At 61.7% G+C, this 19,831-nt stretch carries 16 protein-coding genes; 7 read left to right on the top strand and 9 right to left on the bottom strand.

Going from position 1 to position 19,831, the window contains the following annotated elements:
* Position 1: 1 nt before the first annotated feature.
* Positions 2 to 964: a hypothetical protein gene (locus BM413_RS14920; protein ID WP_091914341.1), complete on the top strand. Its 963-nt coding sequence runs from the start codon at positions 2 to 4 to the stop codon at positions 962 to 964.
* Positions 965 to 1,032: 68 nt separating this feature from the next.
* Entirely contained in the window at positions 1,033 to 1,386 is a 354-nt protein-coding gene (locus BM413_RS14915) for a hypothetical protein (protein WP_091914339.1), read from the top strand.
* Between the two features lie 4 nt (positions 1,387 to 1,390).
* Here the strand turns inward: BM413_RS14915 and BM413_RS14910 are convergent, their stop codons facing one another.
* Positions 1,391 to 1,852: a GNAT family N-acetyltransferase gene (locus BM413_RS14910; protein ID WP_091914337.1), complete on the bottom strand. Its 462-nt coding sequence runs from the start codon at positions 1,850 to 1,852 to the stop codon at positions 1,391 to 1,393.
* A 382-nt stretch (positions 1,853 to 2,234) separates the two neighbouring features.
* Between BM413_RS14910 and BM413_RS14905 the strand changes: the two genes are divergently transcribed.
* The gene (locus tag BM413_RS14905; protein WP_244537885.1) at positions 2,235 to 3,257 is read left to right on the top strand and encodes a Fe(3+) ABC transporter substrate-binding protein; all 1,023 of its coding nucleotides are present in this window, start codon (positions 2,235 to 2,237) and stop codon (positions 3,255 to 3,257) included.
* A 70-nt stretch (positions 3,258 to 3,327) separates the two neighbouring features.
* Positions 3,328 to 5,043: an ABC transporter permease gene (locus BM413_RS14900; protein WP_348272906.1), complete on the top strand. Its 1,716-nt coding sequence runs from the start codon at positions 3,328 to 3,330 to the stop codon at positions 5,041 to 5,043.
* Between the two features lie 284 nt (positions 5,044 to 5,327).
* On the opposite strand, the gene BM413_RS14895 is transcribed toward BM413_RS14900, so the two are convergent.
* Both BM413_RS14895 and BM413_RS14890 read right to left on the bottom strand, forming a co-directional pair.
* The gene (locus tag BM413_RS14895) at positions 5,328 to 6,917 is read right to left on the bottom strand and encodes a peroxidase family protein (protein ID WP_091914333.1); all 1,590 of its coding nucleotides are present in this window, start codon (positions 6,915 to 6,917) and stop codon (positions 5,328 to 5,330) included.
* Positions 6,918 to 7,249: 332 nt separating this feature from the next.
* The gene (locus tag BM413_RS14890) at positions 7,250 to 9,208 is read right to left on the bottom strand and encodes an acetoacetate--CoA ligase (protein WP_091914331.1); all 1,959 of its coding nucleotides are present in this window, start codon (positions 9,206 to 9,208) and stop codon (positions 7,250 to 7,252) included.
* Between the two features lie 197 nt (positions 9,209 to 9,405).
* Here BM413_RS14890 and BM413_RS14885 point away from each other — a divergent pair, with 197 nt between their 5' ends.
* Positions 9,406 to 11,295, top strand: coding sequence for an AsmA family protein (locus BM413_RS14885; protein WP_091914329.1), 1,890 nt, complete (start codon positions 9,406 to 9,408; stop codon positions 11,293 to 11,295).
* Between the two features lie 309 nt (positions 11,296 to 11,604).
* Here the strand turns inward: BM413_RS14885 and BM413_RS14880 are convergent, their stop codons facing one another.
* The 5 genes from BM413_RS14880 to BM413_RS14860 all read right to left on the bottom strand — a co-directional run bounded on the left by BM413_RS14880 (position 11,605) and on the right by BM413_RS14860 (position 17,197).
* Positions 11,605 to 12,423 carry an ABC transporter permease subunit gene (locus BM413_RS14880; RefSeq protein WP_091914327.1) on the bottom strand — a complete coding sequence of 273 codons (819 nt, stop codon included), beginning with the start codon at positions 12,421 to 12,423 and terminating at the stop codon, positions 11,605 to 11,607.
* A gap of 1 nt (position 12,424) precedes the next feature.
* On the bottom strand, positions 12,425 to 13,393 hold the full coding sequence (locus BM413_RS14875; protein WP_091914325.1) for an ABC transporter permease subunit: 969 nt from the start codon (positions 13,391 to 13,393) through the stop codon (positions 12,425 to 12,427).
* A gap of 8 nt (positions 13,394 to 13,401) precedes the next feature.
* Positions 13,402 to 14,544 carry an ABC transporter ATP-binding protein gene (locus tag BM413_RS14870; RefSeq protein WP_091914323.1) on the bottom strand — a complete coding sequence of 381 codons (1,143 nt, stop codon included), beginning with the start codon at positions 14,542 to 14,544 and terminating at the stop codon, positions 13,402 to 13,404.
* A gap of 182 nt (positions 14,545 to 14,726) precedes the next feature.
* Positions 14,727 to 15,824, bottom strand: coding sequence for a polyamine ABC transporter substrate-binding protein (locus BM413_RS14865; RefSeq protein ID WP_091914321.1), 1,098 nt, complete (start codon positions 15,822 to 15,824; stop codon positions 14,727 to 14,729).
* 119 nt (positions 15,825 to 15,943) lie between these two features.
* Entirely contained in the window at positions 15,944 to 17,197 is a 1,254-nt protein-coding gene (locus tag BM413_RS14860; RefSeq protein ID WP_244537879.1) for a glutamine synthetase family protein, read from the bottom strand.
* 91 nt (positions 17,198 to 17,288) lie between these two features.
* Here BM413_RS14860 and BM413_RS33120 point away from each other — a divergent pair, with 91 nt between their 5' ends.
* Entirely contained in the window at positions 17,289 to 17,474 is a 186-nt protein-coding gene (locus BM413_RS33120; protein WP_162931516.1) for a hypothetical protein, read from the top strand.
* 35 nt (positions 17,475 to 17,509) lie between these two features.
* Here BM413_RS33120 and BM413_RS14855 read toward each other — a convergent pair whose 3' ends face one another.
* Entirely contained in the window at positions 17,510 to 18,457 is a 948-nt protein-coding gene (locus tag BM413_RS14855) for a DMT family transporter (protein ID WP_091914319.1), read from the bottom strand.
* 393 nt (positions 18,458 to 18,850) lie between these two features.
* Here BM413_RS14855 and BM413_RS14850 point away from each other — a divergent pair, with 393 nt between their 5' ends.
* Entirely contained in the window at positions 18,851 to 19,726 is an 876-nt protein-coding gene (locus BM413_RS14850) for a LysR family transcriptional regulator (RefSeq protein WP_091914317.1), read from the top strand.
* The last annotated feature ends 105 nt before the right edge of the window (positions 19,727 to 19,831 follow it).

Raw genomic sequence — 19,831 nt, 5'->3', positions numbered from 1 at the left:
TATGGCAGACATCTTCGACAACGCCGTTGCGTCGATAATACTTGGTATTGAGGACTTCCGAGAAGGGTCGGACGAGCGCATGCTTAGCGCCGCGCGCAACTATTACGCGGGTCTACTGCTCTTGGGGAAGGAATGCCTTGTGCGCGCAGCGCCTGAGGCCGATCCAATGGAAATTATTGGAGCGAAGTTCGAACCCGTACCCGATGGCGACGGTGGCGTTGATCATGAGGTCGTCGGGTATGCTACGGTTGATCTTGAGCAACTCAAAAGCCGGTTCAAAAAATTCAGCCTCCCGTGGCCACAGACCAACACAAAAAAACTACAGCAATTTCGAAACAACATCGAGCACTATCACTTGGCTGAGCCAGTTGGATCATTGAGGGAAGCAATTGCCTCGTCTTTCCAGATGATCATCGATTTTTTCGAAATACTGAACGAAGACCCCCAGAGCACGCTGGCAGATGTTTGGGACACAATCCTTGAAGAGAAGGATGCATTCGATAGAGTCCAGAAAAGCTGCGTCGACAGCCTGCTACACGTAAATTGGCCAGGCGAGGTCCGCGACCTTGATCAAATGTCGTGCCCCAAATGCGCTTCGTCTCTAATTGGCCAGGCTGATCGAGAAAATACCGACAGTGATTATATCAAAGGCAAATGCTTCCAGTGTGGAGAGGAATTCAATCAGCAAGAGATTGTCGAGATGGTGGTCGCAACGAGCTACGAAATCGACTCGTATCTTGCGGCCAAGAATGGCGAAGGCTCACCTATAGCGGATTGCCCAGAATGCGGTGCAGCCACTTACGTCGAGAACGGAGAGGCAAGTATTTGCTTCTCCTGCAAAGAGACGGTGGCTGGAAGGTGCAGCCGATGCGGCACTGCGATCACTGTCCATGAATACAATCCAGAGTATCCCGAGCTTTGTGGCTATTGTGCACACGTGTTGGAAAAGGTCATGCGAGAGTAGCCGATGATCATCGACGGACGCCTCAGATAGCACAGCTTCATCCACACACACCCCCAAGAAGCGCATGCATGAATGAAACCGAACGCCACCCCCACCAGCGCATCTGGGCCTTGCTGGGCTATGCGGCACTCGTAATCGCCCTGCCCGTGGCCCTGATGGGATTGATGCCGGCGAACGAATACAAGGCGTGGGGCGGAGACGGGATCGATTGCGACGGGCCGGGGCTGGTGTTCTTTTTCGCCGGGCTGGGCATCGCCTTGTACGGCGTCGGGGCGCTCGTGAACGGGCGGCATTTCAGGAGGCCCTTCAGGCTTGCGGTTGCCTGCGCCTGTCTGTCGGTCTGCCTGGCGCTCGGCGTCAACATCGTTGCCGCCATCAAGGAGCAGCGTTTGAATGATGCTGTCCCCGAGATGTGCGGCTAGATCCTCATCGAACATTCCAGCCGTAATGCGTTACCGGGTCACCGGTTCGGGGATGGACATCGTCGCGGAGAAAAATCAGGCCGGCCTTCTCGTAGAAGCGGCGCGCTCTCATATTCGCAGACCGCGTATACAGCGTGAAGCCCTCCGGCATTGCCATCTTGCAGTGGGCGAGAAGCGCCTGGCCGACGCCACCGCCGATCGATCCGGGGCGCACGAACAGTTCGGCGAGAACCCGTTCGCGCGGTTTGATCGCGGCAAAGCCAATCACCTCATCGCCGCGAACAGCGACCGTCACGATCCAGCCCGCAGACTCCAGATCGACCCGCTGTCTCAGCTCATTTTGGGTCGGCATGGTCGGAGGGCCGACGCCTTCAAGGCTCGCGCTGCTGTGCCAGATATCGGCAATCGCGTCATGGTCGGCCTTGGTCGCGGGCCGGAGTTCACAGGTCGGATTTTTGTCGCTCATGCCCTTTCTCTAACGGCCAGGGCACCGACAAAGCAACGTCCGCGAAACAGGACGCTGGGTACGTTTCTCAAGACCTTGTCGGTGGACTATGAAAGCGTGGAAATGAAGCTCATTCACAACCGAACGCGGCCAAGTCGAAACAACCCGTTCAGCATGCCCTCGCGCGATATACTTTTTGGAAAACTCACGGAAAGCTGCCAAAAACCGTCCAGTTTAGAATAATTCTAAACTATTGAATTCATTGGTCTTTGCCTTGACCAGGCTTTATAAATAGACGAGTAGACGATCGGCTCGGCAATGGCGCCGTCGCCAGCAAACCCCTGGGGCCTTGAACCCCTCTGGTCAGGAGAGAGACATGACAATTGGAAACGCCCGGTCGAAGATGGCCGGATACGCTGCTTTTGCCCTCGCCACCCTCTTTGCAGGCACCGCGCTCGCGGACGGCACCGTCAACATCTACACCTATCGCCAGCCCGAACTGGTCCAGCCGGTGCTCGACGCCTTCACCGCCGAGACCGGGATCAAGACCGAGGTTCTGTTCCTCGACAAGGGCCTTGAGGAACGCATCCTCGCGGAAGGCCAGAATTCGCCCGCCGACGTCATCATGACGGTCGATATCGCCCGCCTGACCACCGCCAAGGAAAAGGGCGTGACGCAGGCGCTGGACGACGCCACCATCAACGCCAACCTGCCCGCCGAATATCGCGACCCGGAAGGCCACTGGTTCGGCCTGACCAAGCGCGCCCGCGTCGTCTATGCCTCGAAGGATCGCGTCAAGGACACGGCCATCACCTATGCCGATCTGGCCGACCCGAAGTGGAAGGGCAAGATCTGCATCCGTTCGGGCCAGCATGACTACAATCTGGCGCTGTTCGGCGCGGCGATTGCCCATTGGGGTCCGGAAAAGGCCGAAGAGTGGATTAAGGGCGTTAAGGCCAATCTGGCGCGCAAGCCGGAAGGCGGCGACCGCCCGCAGGCCAAGGCAATCGCTGCCGGCGAATGCGATATCGCCATCGGCAACACCTACTATGTCGGCCTGATGCGGACCAACGACAAGGACCCGCAGGAAAAGGAATGGGGCAATGCCATCAACGTCATCTTCCCGACCTGGGAAAACGGCCTGACGCATGTGAACATTTCTGGTGCGGCACTCGCCAAATACGCACCGAACCACGACAATGCGGTGAAGCTCATCCAGTTCCTGTCGAGCCACAAGGCGCAGCAGGTCTATGCCGAGAAGAATTTCGAATACCCGGTCGAGCCGGGCCTTGAGCCCTCGCCGGTGGTCAAGGAATTCGGCGAGCTGAAGGCCGACACGCTGCCGCTGGCCGAGATCGCCAAGAACCGCAAGGCCGCTTCCGAAATGGTCGACCGCGTCGGCCTCGACGACGGCCCGGCAAGCTGAGGCCGTGATTTGATCAAGGGGAAGCCGGGCAATCGTAGCCCGGCTTTTCCGTTTTTGAACCGAGCGTGAATTGACCGCACTGCAACGCATCGAGGACGCGCCTGCCGCCGGGGCCAAGCCGCCGTTGCCGCTGCGCGTCAAGCGCAACCGCCATGTGCCGGCGCATCTGCTGGCGCTTGCGGTTTCGGCCTGCGTTCTCCTGCCGATCCTGTCGCTGGCCTATGTCGCGCTGAGCGGAACCGGCGAGGATTGGCCGCACCTGATTGCCAATGTGCTGCCGGGCTCCAGCATCACCACGCTCTACCTGATGGCGCTGGTGGCGATACTGACCTCGGTCGCCGGTGTCACTGGCGCGTGGCTGGTCGTGGCCTACGAGTTTCCGTTGCGAAGGACGCTGTCCTGGGCGCTTGTGCTGCCGCTGGCGGTGCCGCCCTATCTCGCTGCCTACGCCTTCGGCGAGTTCTTTCACTACACCGGCCCGGTGCAGGGCCTGGTGCGCGAAATTTTCGGCTTCCAGACCATCCGTGACTACTGGTTTCCCGATATTCGCTCGACGCCGGGAGCAGCCTTCGTGCTTTCCTCGGTGCTTTACCCCTATGTCTATCTGACGACGCGCATCATCTTCCTTATGCAGGGCCGCAACATCGCCGATGTCGCGCGCACGCTGGGTGCGAAACCGTCAAAAGTGTTCTGGCGCGTGCTGCTGCCGGTGGCGCGGCCGGCGATCGTCGCCGGCGTGGCGCTGGTGCTGATGGAGACGATCAACGACATTGGTGCTGCCGAATATCTCGGCGTGCGCACGCTGACCTTCTCGGTCTATGCGACCTGGCTGAACCGCGGCAGTCTCGAGGGTGGCGCGCAGATCGCGTTGCTGATGCTGCTGCTGGTGTTCCTGCTGCTTGCCGCCGAGCAATGGGCGCGGCGGCGCCAGCGCTTCCACACCGGCCGGGCCACGCATATGCGCGCGCGCGCTCCACGCGTGCGGCTCGGCGGCTGGCACGCCGTGCTGGCGCTGCTGGCGACCTGCCTGCCGGTGCTGTGCGGCTTCGGCATTCCGATGTTCGTCTTCGGACAGTATGCGGCGCGGCGGTTGGAGCAGTTCTCCTCGCCGGCACTCGGGCAAGCCTTTCTGCACAGCGTCGCGACCGCTGCGGTGACCGCGCTCATCACCGTCGTGCTGGCGCTGTTTCTCATCAACGCGGTGCGGCTGGCACGCTCGCATACGATCACCGGTGCGGTGCGGCTTGCCTCGATCGGCTATGCCCTGCCCGGCGGCATTCTCGGGCTTGGGCTGCTGTTTGCGCTCGCCCGCTTCGACAACACGATCGACGCGTTTTCCCGCGCACATCTCGGCTTCAGCACGGGACTGCTGCTCACCGGCTCGGCGGCTGCCGTGGTGATCGCCTGCGCCATTCGCTTCCTGGCGCTCGCTGAAAGCGCGATCCGCTCGGGCATGGAGAAGCTGCCGCCCAATCTCGACGAAGCCGCCCGCAGCCTGGGCCAGACGCCGGCGCGCAGTGCCGCACGCGTGCTGCTGCCGCTGCTCAAGCCGGCGATCTTCACCGCCGCCGTGCTGGTGTTCGTCGACACGATCAAGGAACTGTCGGCAACGATCCTGCTGCGGCCATTCGGCTTCAACACGCTGGCGACCTATGTTTACGAGAACGCCTCGCGCGGTGTGCCGGAAGATGGCGCGGTGGCTGCGATCCTCATCATCCTGACCGCGCTGGTGCCGGTGCTGCTTCTGTCCGGCGCGCTTGCCCGCGACCGCGAAGCGCAGATGTGACTTTCGATGCCGCAAAAGAAAAAGGCGTTCCAAAGGGAACGCCTGAGTGTTGATTGCTGTCACAACGGGGACTTGAGCGAACTGGCTTTCCTCGGGAGGTGAGGAACGGGATTTCTCCCTCAAGTTAGGCACGAATATCGCGGCCAATCCTTAACAAGTCCTTACCGGAATGCGATTCAGTTTACGAAAGTGTACCACTCATGAAATCTCGGTAAATTTCATGGTGACGATTGGTTAACCATACCGCCGCCCGTCGCGTTCTGCCCGACAGGCGGCGGGGCTCTTCAGTCCCCGATCGGGTTGATGTCGTTCACGAACCGCAACAGATCCGCGAAGGTGAATTTGCCCGGCACCGCCGATGGCAGCGTCGGTTTCCAGTTGGCCTCGCGCCAGAGGTATGACGTCTGGTCGCCATGCACGAGCCCGACGAAAACCTCCGAGACGATGGTCGCGCCGACCGGCCCGAGCCCCAGTCCGCCCTTCTTCACCTGGGCTTCCTTCAGGATGTAGTACCAAAGCGGCGTCGCCCTATCGAGCCCCTGCTGCTTTGCCACCACGCCGTCCGTTCCCGAAGCGATCTCGGCCGGTGTCAGCGGGTTCCTGATCCGCATATGCCGCGCGACATCCTGGCCGGAGGGAAGCCCCAGCATCACGCCGCGCTTCAGGTTGCGGAAGGCGAGATTGCCACCACCGCCCGGCAGGTTGTGGAGCGAGGACACGAGGAAAGGATCGATCCTGCGCGAGGGCGTCATGTTGACCGGCGCGCCGCCCATGTCGCCGAGTTCATGGAACCGGCGCCAGTCGATGATCCAGTTGCTGGGCAGACGCGGGAACGCCGTGTTGGGCGGCGGGGTCGGCGGCGTCGGCGCGAGATCGCCGACAATGCCGCCCGACAGGCCGGTGAAGGCGAAGAACAGGTTGAAGTCGGCCGCCGTGAAGACCCGGTTGTGGGCGTAACGCTGGCGGACCATGCTGTGCCCGAGGCGGTAGGCCGCCACCGAGAATTCCACCGGCATGAAGGGCACGCGCTTGAAGCGGTAGAATTTGCGGCCGTTGTGCAGGATCTTGGCGACAATTCCCGGTTCGGTGATGCGCTCGACGAAATCATGCAGCACGATCCACTGATAGTGCCATGTCACCAGCTTGCGGGCTTCCTGGAAGACATCCGGTGGCGGATTGGGCGCTGCCGAAAGCGTATCGCAAACCTTGTTGTGGAACTTCATCAAGGCGAGATGGGTCTGGGCGACCAGCAGGTTCTCGTCATTGCGATGATCGCCGATCAGCGCAAAGCCTTCCGGGCTGCGCGGCAGGTCGTTGCGGAACTCGCCCTCACCCGAATTGAAGTTCTTGCCGATGAGGAACTTCGGGCCATGCTTTTCACCGGCGACAGGATTGCGGGCGTAGAGTTGCGGGCTGCCGTCCGGGCCGAGGCCGTAGAGGGAGTCGAGGTCGAGGCTCGGCGTGCGGAAATTCTCGATGCCGAGCGGGTCCTTCTCCTTCTCGCCAAGCGAGGTCAGGTCGAGCGTGATGTCGTGATCGATGAACTGGCCGAAATAGGTGAAGCCGGCCGGCACATTCGGGTTGTTTCCATTGGGATCGCCGGGATTGGCATCCACCATCGCCTCGGACAGCGCCTTCAGCTTGGCATCGGAAACCTGCAATGGCGGCAGCCTGGGAAACATCCGACCGAACATGCCCGGATCCTTGTTTCCGGTCAGCGCGTCGAGCATTTCCCTGTTTGGATGCCGCCCGGCCACGCCATGGCCGGGGGTGGTCTTGACCGCAGTGGCGGCCAGCTTGAGCGTGTTCAACAATTCCGTTGGAAGTCCGCCTGCCTTGGAGCTCTTGGGCAAGCTCTTTGTTTTCAGGGACATCGCCATCCTCCTGAATACATCGGCCAATATCAAGCCGACGCGTGAGATAGCCCCCACTACCCTCGCGAAATCCAACGATGAGACAAAGGACGGGCGTGCGTTGCCGTAACCGCAAGCGCCTATTAATCAAATACAATTTTATGATATGCCGTCGCGCCCTTCGCGATGACAGAATAATACTTAAGCAACTTCGTGTTTTCAACCGAAGATGCTTTAATGAATATATCCGTATTCGGAGCGATTCACGTAAGATGCTATAAACAAAAGCAGAATCGAAACAGATGTACTTCTAATTTGGTATCGCTCTCCGACCAGGGAATCGCGCCGGTGCCTTAGTTCTGCAGCACCGGAATATCGCGATAGAGCTCCAGCGCTTCCGGATTGGCGAGCGCTTCCTTGTTCTTGACCTGCCGGCCATGAACGATGTCGCGCACGGCAAGTTCGGTGATCTTGCCCGACTTGGTGCGCGGGATGTCGGCGACCGCGACAATTCTTGCCGGCACATGGCGCGGGCTTGCGCCGGTGCGGATCTTGGCCTTGATGCGCTTGTCCAGCGCCTCGTCGAGGGTGACGCCCTCGGCCAGCCGCACGAACAGCACGACGCGCACGTCGTCGTCCCAGGTCTGGCCGATGCACAGCGACTCGAGGATTTCCGGCATCTGCTCGACCTGGTTGTAGATCTCGGCAGTGCCGATGCGCACACCACCCGGATTGAGCGTCGCGTCCGAACGGCCGTGGATGACGATGCCGCCATGCGCCGTCCATTCGGCGAAATCGCCATGGCACCAGATGTTGTCGAAGCGCTCGAAATAGGCAGCGCTGTATTTGGCGCCGTCGGGATCGTTCCAGAAGCCGATCGGCATGGCCGGGAAAGCGCGGGTGCAAACCAGTTCGCCCTTCTCGCCGCGGATCGGCTTGCCGTCGTCATCCCAGACATCGACGGCCATGCCGAGGCCGGCGCCCTGGATCTCGCCGGTCCACACCGGTTCGGTCGGCACACCGAGCACGAAGCAGGAGACGATGTCGGTGCCGCCCGAAATGGAGGCCAGGTGCACGTCCTTCTTGATGCCGTCATAGACGAATGAAAACCCTTCCGGCGACAGCGGCGAGCCGGTGGAGGACAGCGTGCGGACCGTCGACAGGTCATGCGTTTTGATCGGATGCAGATCGGCCTTGCGCACCGAATCGATGAACTTCGCCGAGGTGCCGAAATAGGTCATCTTCTCGGCATCGGCGAAATCGAAAATCACATTGCCGTCGGGATAGAAGGGCGAACCATCGTAAAGCAGCAGCGTCGCGCCCGACGCCAGCCCGGAAACCAGCCAGTTCCACATCATCCAGCCGCAGGTGGTGAAATAGAAGAAGCGGTCGCCATCCTCGATGCCGGCATGGAGGCGCTGTTCCTTGACGTGCTGGATCAGCGTGCCGCCGGCCGAGTGGACGATGCATTTGGGAATGCCGGTCGTGCCCGACGAAAACAGGATGTAGAGCGGATGGGCGAAGGGCAGCCGCTCAAAGCTCACCTTGCCTGCGGTGAACGGCGCAAGGGCCGCATCCAGCGCCTCGGCCTTCTCGACGCCTGCCGCGACCTCTTTCGCTTTGCCGACATAGTCGACGACCAGCACCTTACGGACAGTGGGAAGCTTCTCCGCCACCGCCGCGATCTTGGCGGCAACGTCGATTTCCTTGCCGTTGTAGAAATAGCCGTCTGGCGCAATGAAGACGACCGGCTCGATCTGGCCGAAGCGGTCGAGCACGCCCTGTTCACCGAAATCGGGCGAGCAGGAGGACCAGACAGCACCCAGCGAGGCTGTCGCCAGCATGGCGGCAATGGTCTCGGGCATGTTGGGCATCATCGCGGCAACGCGGTCGCCCTGCTTGACGCCGAGCGACACGAACAGCTGCTGCAGCTTTGACACCAGCGCGTGAAGCTCGTCCCAGGAAAGCCGCCGCTCGACCTTGTCTTCGCCCTTGAAGACCATCGCCTCACCGGGCCCTGTCTTCTTCAGCAGGTTTTCCGCGAAATTGAGTTTTGCATCGGGAAAAAAGCTCGCGCCCGGCATGCGGTCGCCATCGGCAAGGACGCGCGCGCCCTTGTCGCCGACGATGCCGCAAAAGTCCCAGACGAGATCCCAGAAGGCTTCGCGGTCATCGATCGACCAGGCATGCAGTTCGGCATAATCGGAGAATGTCGCGCCGGCGCGGCTCGAGGCTTGCGACATGAAGGCCGTAAGCGGGGCTGCGGCAATCCGGTCCTTCGAGGGTGTCCAGAGCGGCGTCTTCTCGGTCATGCAAGGTCCTCCCAGCGGCGGTTTCTTATGCATAGTGCAGCGCAACAAGGCAAGGCGTACCGGCCTGTTGCGGCTTCGTCGTTCACAAAATGCCATAGCTCTGACACAAAGGGTTGAAATGCCGCGCATGTCCGCTAAACCGGACGACAAGGTAATCGGCACGGCGGCCGATCAACCACTAGCATGAATGAGGCACAATGCCGTCACCTCTGGTCAGGCGCAGCATCTGGGTGATTGGCGCGGCTGCGCTGATTGTCGGCCTGATCATCGCCATGCTTCCGCTCATCGCATCGACGCGGCTGGTGCGCGACCGCATCGCCTACGAGATGAGCTCGTGGAGCGGCTACCGCGTCACCATCGGCTCGACGCCGGAGATAGAAGTCTGGCCGAGTTTTCGCGCTGTCCTGACCAATGTCGCGATGACCCAGTGGGGCGAGCCGGACCACCCGCCGGTGATCGAAGCCGAGCGCATGGAAATCAAGCTTTCTGCGCTGGCAGCACTCGGCGGCAACGTCGTCTTTTCCTCCGCCAGCATGATCCGGCCGACGCTGCGCGTCGAGCGCACGGCAGATGGTCATTATCTGCCGGCTTTGCCCGCAGGCGGGCGCATCGCCAGTTCGGTCAAGGCGACGCGGGAAGCTGTGGCTGCCAACGCGGGCCAAGCCGAACCGGGACGCGTCTCCTCCGACCCGTTCGGGATGGTCGAGGTCAGTGACGGCCGCGTGACCGTCTTTGCCGAGGGCAAGGACCGCGAAATCCTGACCGGCGTCGCCGGCCGGGTGAGCTGGCCAACGCTCAGCAGCACCGCGACGCTCAACGTTACCGGCATCTGGCGCGGCGAATCGGTTGCGATCGAGGCTTCGTCGGCCAAGCCGCTGATGCTCTTTGCCGGCGGCGAAGCGCCCGTCACCGCCTCTCTCACCGCAAAGCCGGCCACCGCCTCCTTCGACGGCATCGTGAAGACGACGGAGAATCCCTTCGTCGACGGCTCGGTGAAATTTTCAGCGCCCTCGCTGCGGCGAATGCTCGAATGGTCGCGTGCCGACGTCTCGCCGGGCAGCGCCATCGGCTCGCTCTCGATAGCGGGACGCATGAGCGGGGATGCACAGCGGCTCAAGCTGGAAAACGCAGAGATTGGGCTGGACGGCAATCCGGGCATGGGCGTGCTGAATGCGTCCTTCGCTGATGGAGTGCCTTCGATCGCCGGCACGCTGGCTTTCGAGACGCTCGACCTGCGGTCGTTCCTTGCCGCCTTCACGCCGCTGGCGCCGGTAGCGGGTGCAGCCGATGCGGCTCAGGCGGGGCCCTCCGAGATCGACACGACCTTTGCCAACCGCATGAACCTGGATTTGCGCCTGTCGGCCGGTCACGCCGTTGCCGGCTCGGTCACGCTGTCGGAGGTCGCCGCCAATGTGCAGGTGAAGAACGGGCTGGCTGCCTTCGACATTTCGGACGCCGCCGCCTTCGACGGCAACCTTCAGGCCGGCATACGCTTCGACCGCAAGCCGGAAGGAACGCAGGTGGAAATGCGGCTTCTCGCCTCCGACATCGAGGGCGGCGCCTTCGGCGCGGCAACTGGCATGCCGCGGCTGTTCCCGATCGGGCGCGGTAATATCTCGCTGATCATGAAAGGTCCGGGGCGGACCTGGGGGTCCATTCTCGACAATGCCGAAGGCACGATATCGGCGACCTTCGGTCCCGGTGCGCTTTCTGATTTCGATCTGGCAGGATTCCAGAAGCGCAGCGCCGAAGGTGGTTTTTTCGCGCTCGGCGACGTCTCGAAAGGCACGCTGCCGATCGACGGCGCGGAGTTCAAGGCAAGCATCTCGCGCGGCGTCGTCAAGATCGACAAGGCCGAGGCCAAAAGCCCGCAGGGCAGGCTCTGGCTGACCGGCATCGTCCCCTATGTAGGGCGGGGGCTGGCGCTTTCAGGCGGCATCGTGCCGCCGGACCAGCCCGCGGCGCAGAACGGCGCATCGCCACCGGTCGCCATGTTCTTCGTCGGCGGCTCGTGGAGCGCGCCCTTCATCTCGCCGATCCGCTCGACGCCGCCTGCCTTGGCAGGGCCGGCAGCACCGGTGCAATAAACCTTCGCTTATATGGTGTCAGGTCTTGGCGGAAATGGCCTCTCACCCTTAACCCTCTTCCCGTCGATGATTACCGCCTTACGAGAACCCCCACCCCTTACCCCTCCCCACAAGGGGGAGGGAATTTTTGATCCGTTTGCCACACGAACCCGGCAATGATCAGCGTCTTGTTTGAATGCCATCGGATCCCCCTCCCACTTGTGGGGAGGGGTTAGGGGTGGGGGTATTTCATAGGCGATTGCCCTACCATAAACGGGAAGAAGGTCGCGGCAGCGGAATGAGGGGCGACTCCACCCGAGCTGGAATTGCCTACCCGCGCTGGGCCGCCTGTTCGTCGCGCAGGCGCTGCACTTCACGGCGCTTGTTGACCACCGAGGCCACGATCACGCCCACCGCCACCACCGCGATCAGGATGGTACAGGCCGCGTTGATTTCCGGCGTCACGCCCAAACGCACCTGGCTATAGATCTTCATCGGCAAGGTGGTCGCGCCCGGTCCCGAAGTGAAGGAAGCTATCACCAGATCGTCTAGCGACAGGGTGAAAGCCAGCATCCAGCCGGAGACGATCGCGGGCAGGATGACCGGCAGCGTGATCTGGAAGAAGGTTTTTACCGGCGGCGCGCCGAGATCCATCGCCGCCTCCTCCAGCGACCTGTCGAAGGTCAGCAGGCGCGACTGCACGACGACGGCAACGAAGCACATGGAGAAGGTGATGTGCGCCAGCGTCACCGTCAGGAAGCCGCGGTCGAGGCCAACCGCCACGAACAGCAACAGCAGCGACAGGCCGGTGATGACCTCCGGCATGACCAGCGGCGCAAACACCATGCCCGAAAACAGCACACGTCCGCGAAAGCGCGTGTAACGCGTCAGCGTGAGTGCGGCCAGCGTCCCGAGCACGGTGGCGACGGTGGCCGATATGACGCCGACGCGGGCGGTGACCCAGGCGGCATCCATCAGGCCCTTGTTCTGGAACAGCGAGCCGTACCATTTGGTCGAGAACCCGCCCCAGACGGTGACGAGCTTCGACTCGTTGAAGGAGAAGATGATGAGCAGCACGATCGGCAGATAGAGGAAGGCAAAGCCCAGCACGATCGAGGTGATGTTGAAACGGCTCCAGCTGCTGTTCATGTCACCTGCCCTGTTCCTGAGCGCGTGCCTGCGCGTGCTGGAAGATCATGATCGGCACCACCAGCAACAGCAGCAGGATGACGGCCACCGCCGACGACACCGGCCAGTCGCGATTGGCGAAGAATTCGTTCCACAGCGTCTTGCCGATCATCAGCGTCTGCGAGCCGCCGAGCAGGTCGGGGATGACGAACTCGCCCACCGCCGGAATGAACACCAGCAGGCAGCCGGCGACGACCCCGGGGATCGACAGCGGAAAGGTGATCTTCCAGAAGGCACTGATCGGCGGGCAGCCGAGATCCTGCGCTGCCTCGATCAGCGAGAAGTCCATCTTTTCCAGCGCCGAATAGAGCGGCAGGATCATGAATGGCAGGTAGGAATAGACGATGCCGATGAAGATAGCCGTGTGGGTGTTGAGGATGATCAGCGGCTGATCGATGATGCCGGTGGCGAGCAGGAACTGGTTGAGCAGTCCCTCAGGTTTCAGGATGCCGATCCAGGCATAGACGCGGATCAGGAACGAGGTCCAGAACGGCAGGATAACCAGCATCAACAGCGTCGGCCGCAGCGTCGCCGGCGCGCGCGCCATGCCATAGGCGATGGGGTAGCCGACCAGCAGCGTCAGGATGGTGGAGATGCCGGCGATGACGACGCTCGAGACATAGGCATTGAAGTAGAGCGCGTCCTCCGTCAGCCAGAGGTAATTGTCGATGCTGAGCTGCTTCAATTGCCCCCAGAAACCACTCAAGCCCTCGCCGAAGCCCAGCACCGGCATGTAGGGCGGCATGGCGATGGCCGTCTGCGACAGCGAAATCTTGAAGACGATGATGAAGGGAACGAGGAAGAAGAACAGCAGCCAGAGATAGGGAATGATGATGACGAGGCGGCTGACGAAGGCATTCAAGGCGCGGGCAAGCGGCGATCTGCCTGCATATTCCGTAGCGCTCGATGCGACGATGGCTGTGTCCGTCATGACCGCACCTACCGTGTCAGAACCACGCCCGCATCGGGGCGGAAGGAAATCCAGGCCCTGTCGTTCCAGCTCAGCGGGTCTTCCGAGATGCGCACGGCGTTGAGCGAGCTTGCCTTGACGACCTGCCCGTCGGCAAGCCTGACGTGGTAGACGGTCATGTCGCCGAGATAGGCGATGTCGTAGATTTCACCCTCAGCGACATTGGCCTCGGCATCGGCCGGCTTCTTGGACGACACCTTGATCTTTTCGGGGCGGATGGCGAAGACGACATCGCTTCCGGCCGAGGCATCGCCGGCATTCTCTGTCTTGATGGTCAGGCCGTTGCCGCCCGAAATGCGCGCGCTGCCGGCATCGCGGCTGGCAACCTTGCCTTCGAACATGTTGACGTTGCCGACGAAGCCGGCGACGAAGCGCGAGGCCGGCGCCTCGTAGACTTCGGTCGGCGTTGCCACCTGCATGACTTCGCCCTTGTCGAGAATGGCGATGCGATCGGCCATGGTCATCGCCTCTTCCTGGTCGTGGGTCACCACGACGAAGGTGAGGCCGAGTTCCTGCTGCAGGTCCATCAGCTCGAACTGGGTTTCCTCGCGCAGCTTCTTGTCGAGCGCGCCGAGCGGTTCGTCGAGCAGCAGCACTTTCGGCCGCTTGGCGACGGAGCGGGCGAGCGCCACGCGCTGGCGCTGGCCGCCGGAAAGCTGGTGCGGCTTGCGCTTGGCAAACTGCTCCAGCTTGACCAGCTTGAGCATCTCGGCGACGCGCTTTTCGATATCGGATTTCGGCATGCCTTCCTGCTTCAGGCCGAAGGCGATGTTGTTCTCGACCGTCATATGCGGGAACAGCGCATAGGACTGGAACATCATGTTGACGGGTCTCTTGTAAGGCGGGATGCCGCGCAGATCCTGACCGTCGAGCAGGATGCGGCCGGAAGTCGGCTCGTCGAAACCGGCCAGCATGCGCAGCAGCGTCGATTTTCCGCAGCCGGACGCACCGAGAAGCGCGAAGAACTCGCGCTCGAAAATGCTCAGCGACAGGTCGTTGACGGCGGTGAAATCGCCGAAGCGCTTGGTGACGTTTTCAAAGACGATGTAGGGCTTGGCGGCGGGATCGCTCCACGGCGCAAAGCTCCTGCGAATGCTTCCAAGCGATTTCATGTCCCTCTCCGTCCTGTACGGATTCCCACTCTAGGTATTTCTACGCAATTCCGGACGGAAAACCGCTGCACACTTTTCCTGGAATTACTCTGGATCGCCTCCCCGGCCCTTTGCGAGCGCTTGCGGGAGAGTTTTCGAAAAGAGCCCCGCGAAGCTTTCCGCGGGGCTCTCTTTTCTTGATTTTACTGGCCGGTGACGACCTTGGTCCAAAGACGCGTGATGTTGCGCTGTGACTTCGGATCGTAGGGAGAGACGGTGAACAGCTTGGCCAGCATCGCCTCATCCGGGTAGATCGCCGGATCGCTGGTGATGTCCTTTTCGATGAACTCCTGCGAAGCCTTGTTGCCGTTGGCGAAGTAGACGAAGTTCGTCGCCTTGGCGATCACTTCCGGCTTCATGATGTAGTTGAGGAACTCATGCGCTTCCTCGACATGCTTGGCGTCGGCCGGGATCGCCATCTGATCGAACCACATCTCCGCGCCTTCCTGCGGCACGACATAGGCGACTTCCACACCCTGCTTGGCTTCGGCAGCACGGTCGCGTGCCTGGAACACGTCGCCGGACCAGCCGACAGCGAGGCAGATGTCGCCATTGGCGAGCGCGTTGATGTATTCGGACGAATGGAACTTGCGGACGAAAGGCCGTACTTTCAGCAAGGTCTCCTCGACCTTGGCGAGATCGTCGGGATTGGTCGATTCGGTATCGAGGCCGAGATATTTGAGAACGGTCGGGACCATGTCGGTCGGCGAATCGAGCATGTAGACGCCGCAATCCTTGAGCTTCGCGAGCTTCTCCGGGTTGAAGACCGTTTCCCAGGTATCGACCTTGTCGGTGCCGAGCGCTTCCTCAACCTTCTTCTTGTTGTAGCCGATGCCGACGGTGCCCCACATGTAGTTGATGGAGTATTCGTTGCCGGGATCGTATTTGGCGGTGCGCTCCGAAACCACGTCCCACATGTTGGAGAGGTTAGGCAGCTTCGACTTGTCGAGCTTCTGGAAGACGCCCGCCGTGATCTGGCGCGCAAGGAAGTTCGCGGTCGGCACCACGACATCGTAGCCGCTGCCGCCGGCCAGCAGCTTGGTTTCGAGGATTTCGTTGGAATCGAAGACGTCGTAGACAACCTTGATGCCGGTTTCCTTGGTGAAGTCGGCAATGATCGAATCGTCGATGTAATCCGACCAGTTGTAGACATTGACGACGCGCTCCTGCGCGTTGGCCGAGAATGTCAAAACCGCTGCGAAAGTCGTCGTGGCGGTGAGCCAAAGCGCTTTGCGTATCATCTCAATCTCCTGTTTTCAGTGTTCCATTCCGGCTCCGGGGCCAAGCCAGCCCCGGGCGGTTTTTGGTTTAGCCTATTGGCGTTTTTGCAGTGCGACAAGCGCGAAATCGCGCATGCAGTTCACAGATAAGTTGTGCGTTCCAACTGCGTGATCTCGGCCCAGAAGGCCAGGATTTCGGCACGCTTCAGGTCCTGGTAGACCTTGGCCATCAACGGCCCGAGCGCCCGCTCGACGAAAGTGCTCTTGGCCATCAGCTGCAGCGCATCGTCCATGTCGTCGGGCAGGAAAAGCCCGCCATCGTCATAGGCGTTGCCCTGGACGGGCGGCGGCGGCACTTCCTTGTTCTCGATGCCTTCGACCATGCCCTGCAACAGCGTCGCCATGACGAGATAGGGGTTGGCGTCGGCGCCGGCGATGCGATGCTCGAGGCGCGTGTTCTCTTCCGACGAGACCGGGATGCGCAGGGCAACCGAGCGGTTGTTCTCGCCCCACACAGCGCGGGTCGGCGCATAGGAACCCGGCGTGATGCGCCGGAAACCGTTCCAGGTGTTGATGAACAGCAGAAGCGATTCCGGCATGGTCCTCAAGAGACCGGCGACGGCCGATTCGAGCGTCTTGCGACCCTCGGCGCCTCCGAAGATGTTGCGGCCATCGGCGTCCAGCATCGAAGCGTGGACGTGCATGCCGTTGCCGGCATATTCGAGGAAGGGCTTGGCCATGAAAGTGGCCGTCAGCCCATGCGCGCGGGCGCAGCCGATGACGATGCGCTGGAGCATGATGACGTCGTCGGCAGCCCTCAGCGGATCGGCCCGGTGCTTGAGATTGACCTCGAACTGGCCGGGGGCGGCTTCCTTGATGATCGTGTCGATCGGCAGGTTCTGATCGTCGGCGGCGTCGCGGATCATGTCGAACAGGTCGGCATGTTCGGCGAGGTCGTCGAGGCCATACATGCGCAGCCGGTCCGGGCCGGCGGTGGCGCCGACGGGAGCCGGCATGCCGTCATCCCACTCCACCTCGGGATCGAGGAGATAGAATTCCAGCTCGAAGGCGACGACCGGGAAGAAGCCCTTGGCGTTGACCTCGGCCACCTTGCGCTTCAGGACCTGGCGGGAATCGGCCATGAAGGGTTCGCCTTCTGGCGAGAATGTCTGGAGCAGCACCTGCGCGGTCTTGCGCTTCGCCCATGGCACGATCGACAGCGAGCCGCGCGTGGCACGGCAGTAGCCGTCCTTGTCGCCGGTTTCGATGTGCAGGCCGGTTTCGCTGACCTCGCGGCCCCAAACGTCGAGTCCGTGCAGCGACATCGGGAAATTGACGCCGTCCTGGAAAGCTTTCTTGAGCGCGTCGCCCGGCGCCCACTTGCCGCGCATCATCCCGTTGGGATCGACCAGCAGGAATTCGACCGCTTCGATGTCAGGATGCTTTTCGACGAAGGCGCGATATTCGGCCTCGTGCTCTGGAGAAATGAATGAGGACTTCTGGCCGGAAGAGGCTGGAACCGGGGGAATTTCAGGGGAAGGAATTTCGGGCGGGCGTTTTTTCCCGGCGGTGCCGCTTGAGGGAAAAGAAGAGCCGCCTATGGAAGAAGGTTTGGTTCCGGTTTCTATGCTTCCGGTTATTTCACGCAAGATATACCTGTTTACTGGTTGAAGATCACATAACCTGCCTGCTCTGTAACAGTTATGTCAATGGGGAGACGGCATGCCTGTGACGCCCGGCCTCACCGGACGCGACTGGCGCCGGAACTCCAGCCCGATGTGAACCAGCAGGGCCGTGAACACCACCGCACCGCCGACGATGGTGCGGGCCGATGGTACTTCGCCATGGATAAGCCAGACCCAGATGGGTCCGAGGATCGGCTCAAAACAGCCGAGAAGGGCTGCGATGGCAGCCGGAACCAGCCGCGCGCCGGTGGCGAAGAAGGCAAGCCCGAGCCCGAGATTGAGCGCGCCGAAGGCAAACAGGAACCCCATGTCGCGCGGCGACACGACAAAGGCTTCGACCTGCGTGGCGGCAAATATGCCGGCGAGAATCGTGCCCAGGCACGTTGCCGGCGTCATGCGCACATGGGCGAAGCGGCGGGTGATGACGGTGGCGATCGAAAACACCATGGCAATCAGCAGCGCAAGACCGTCGCCGATTGGCGATACCTGTCCGTTGAACGATTCCGAGACCATGATGGCGACGCCGCAGATCACGGCGGCAATCGCTATCCAGGTCGGCCCGCTGACACGTTCGCGGAACACCAGCCAGGCGATCAGCGCCGCAAACAGCGGCACACCGGCCTGCATGAGAAGGATGTTGGCAACGGTGGTGTAGGCAAGTGCTACGACGAAACAGGTGGAGGCCACCGCAAAGCAAAGCGCCACCGCAAGGCCAGGCAGGCCCATTCCCCGGAACAGCTTCAGCGTGCCGCGCAGGCCATCGCGCCAGGCCATGAAGCCGAGCAGGAAAACCGCGGCCCAGAACGAGCGCCAGAACACGACCGTCCAGCTATCGTCGACCTCGACGAAGCGGGCGATCGCGCCACCAAAGCTCCACATCAGCGCCGACAGGAACACCAGCAGCATGCCGATGCGCTCCTCGCGCCGGGAGATGTGAGAGCCTGCGTGTGAAACGGCGGTTTCTGTCATGGCTCGACTATCGATGTTTCGAAAAGGCCGCGCATGTCGCCAAGCGACAAACACGTTCGGAATCCGATAGTCGAAAGATGTTTTTTGCGGGTGGTCCAGTACGGGCTTGTGGTTGTGACACTCGGTCGCTCAGCAGGCGTTGTCGCGCCTTTCGCGGCGGCTGCGAAACAGGCCGGACCAAAGCCTGCGCAGGATGCTTCTCGAGGGAATATCCTGTGCTTCGCCCTTAAACGAGCGCTGGCGCTCGCGGGATTTTCGAGTCAGTTCGTATTGTATCATTGTCCAGACGTGAAGCGGTTCCATAGCCATATCCTTTGTTCAAAGTTCATAATCGAAGGATATCGGGCGATTTCGGATGTATCTCCGGCGTATTTCGCGCTATCTTTTTCAATTATGAAAAATCTCGACTGGAACGACCTGAAGGCCTTCATCCATGTCGCGCGCAGCGGCGGGCTTTCGGCGGCAGCCGTGGAACTGCGCTCCAGCCCGGCCACGATCGGCCGCAAGATGCTGTCGCTGGAACAGGCGCTCGCGCGGCGGCTCTTCATCCGCCGCCAGACCGGCTATGGACTCACCGAAGACGGCCGTGCGCTGCTTGCCAAGGCGCAGGCGATGGAAGCGAGCGCCCGCCCCATCGAGGACTGGCTTTCAGCCGACATGCGACGCCCCGTGGTGCGCATATCGGCGGGCACCTGGATCGCCAATCTGCTGTCGGCCAATTTCTCGCGGCTGTGGACGCCCGACGATCCCTTCCGCATCGGCTTCAAGACGGCGGAAGCGCGGCTCGACATCGCCCATCGCGAGGTCGAGATCGGCGTTCGCAATCGTCCGGCCGAGGGCATGAACCTGGCTTCGCGGCCGGCGGGCGAAGTCGCCTATGCGCCTTTCCGGGCACGCAACCAGCCTATGCAGGGACCAGAAAACTGGGTGGCGATCGCGCCCGACGACGCCGCCACGCCGTCGGCCCGCTGGACGAATGCGCAACCGAACCTGTCGATTGCCGCGTGGGCAAACACGCCACGCACGCTCTACGATCTCATCAGTGCCGGCGTCGGCACCGGCGTGTTGCCGTGCTTTGCCGGCGACCGCGACCCGCTGCTAGAGCGCGCCGGCGAGCCGATTGCCGAACTGCATCACCGCCAGTGGATCGTCATGCATGACGACGACCGCCATCGCCCCGAGGTACGAAAGGTCATCGAACGCATGGCCGCGCTGATCGCCGCGCATGCGCCGCTGTTTGCCGGCGAGCGGCCCCTGGGAGGCGACTGAACGCCAGCCTTGGCCCGCTGCGTTTCCAAAAAGCACGGCCTCGTTTTTTAGCGCTTGACCTCAACTATACCTGAGGTTTTATAGGGATGCTCCTGATCCTTATCG

This window comes from Mesorhizobium sp. YR577, assembly GCF_900116595.1.
Classification (GTDB): Bacteria; Pseudomonadota; Alphaproteobacteria; order Rhizobiales; family Rhizobiaceae; genus Mesorhizobium_M.
This window is presented reverse-complemented; position numbering and strand designations above follow the sequence as displayed.

Excerpts from the sequence above, each read along its gene's own strand:
- BM413_RS14920 (WP_091914341.1), top strand. The coding sequence starts at position 2 with ATGGCAGACATCTTCGACAACGCCGTTGCGTCGATAATACTTGGTATT.
- BM413_RS14915 (WP_091914339.1), top strand. The coding sequence starts at position 1,033 with ATGAATGAAACCGAACGCCACCCCCACCAGCGCATCTGGGCCTTGCTG.
- BM413_RS14910 (WP_091914337.1), bottom strand. The coding sequence starts at position 1,852 with ATGAGCGACAAAAATCCGACCTGTGAACTCCGGCCCGCGACCAAGGCC.
- BM413_RS14905 (WP_244537885.1), top strand. The coding sequence starts at position 2,235 with ATGGCCGGATACGCTGCTTTTGCCCTCGCCACCCTCTTTGCAGGCACC.
- BM413_RS14895 (WP_091914333.1), bottom strand. The coding sequence starts at position 6,917 with ATGTCCCTGAAAACAAAGAGCTTGCCCAAGAGCTCCAAGGCAGGCGGA.
- BM413_RS14890 (WP_091914331.1), bottom strand. The coding sequence starts at position 9,208 with ATGACCGAGAAGACGCCGCTCTGGACACCCTCGAAGGACCGGATTGCC.
- BM413_RS14885 (WP_091914329.1), top strand. The coding sequence starts at position 9,406 with ATGCCGTCACCTCTGGTCAGGCGCAGCATCTGGGTGATTGGCGCGGCT.
- BM413_RS14880 (WP_091914327.1), bottom strand. The coding sequence starts at position 12,423 with ATGAACAGCAGCTGGAGCCGTTTCAACATCACCTCGATCGTGCTGGGC.
- BM413_RS14875 (WP_091914325.1), bottom strand. The coding sequence starts at position 13,393 with ATGACGGACACAGCCATCGTCGCATCGAGCGCTACGGAATATGCAGGC.
- BM413_RS14870 (WP_091914323.1), bottom strand. The coding sequence starts at position 14,544 with ATGAAATCGCTTGGAAGCATTCGCAGGAGCTTTGCGCCGTGGAGCGAT.
- BM413_RS14865 (WP_091914321.1), bottom strand. The coding sequence starts at position 15,824 with ATGATACGCAAAGCGCTTTGGCTCACCGCCACGACGACTTTCGCAGCG.
- BM413_RS14860 (WP_244537879.1), bottom strand. The coding sequence starts at position 17,197 with ATGATGCGCGGCAAGTGGGCGCCGGGCGACGCGCTCAAGAAAGCTTTC.
- BM413_RS33120 (WP_162931516.1), top strand. The coding sequence starts at position 17,289 with ATGAATGAGGACTTCTGGCCGGAAGAGGCTGGAACCGGGGGAATTTCA.
- BM413_RS14855 (WP_091914319.1), bottom strand. The coding sequence starts at position 18,457 with ATGACAGAAACCGCCGTTTCACACGCAGGCTCTCACATCTCCCGGCGC.
- BM413_RS14850 (WP_091914317.1), top strand. The coding sequence starts at position 18,851 with ATGAAAAATCTCGACTGGAACGACCTGAAGGCCTTCATCCATGTCGCG.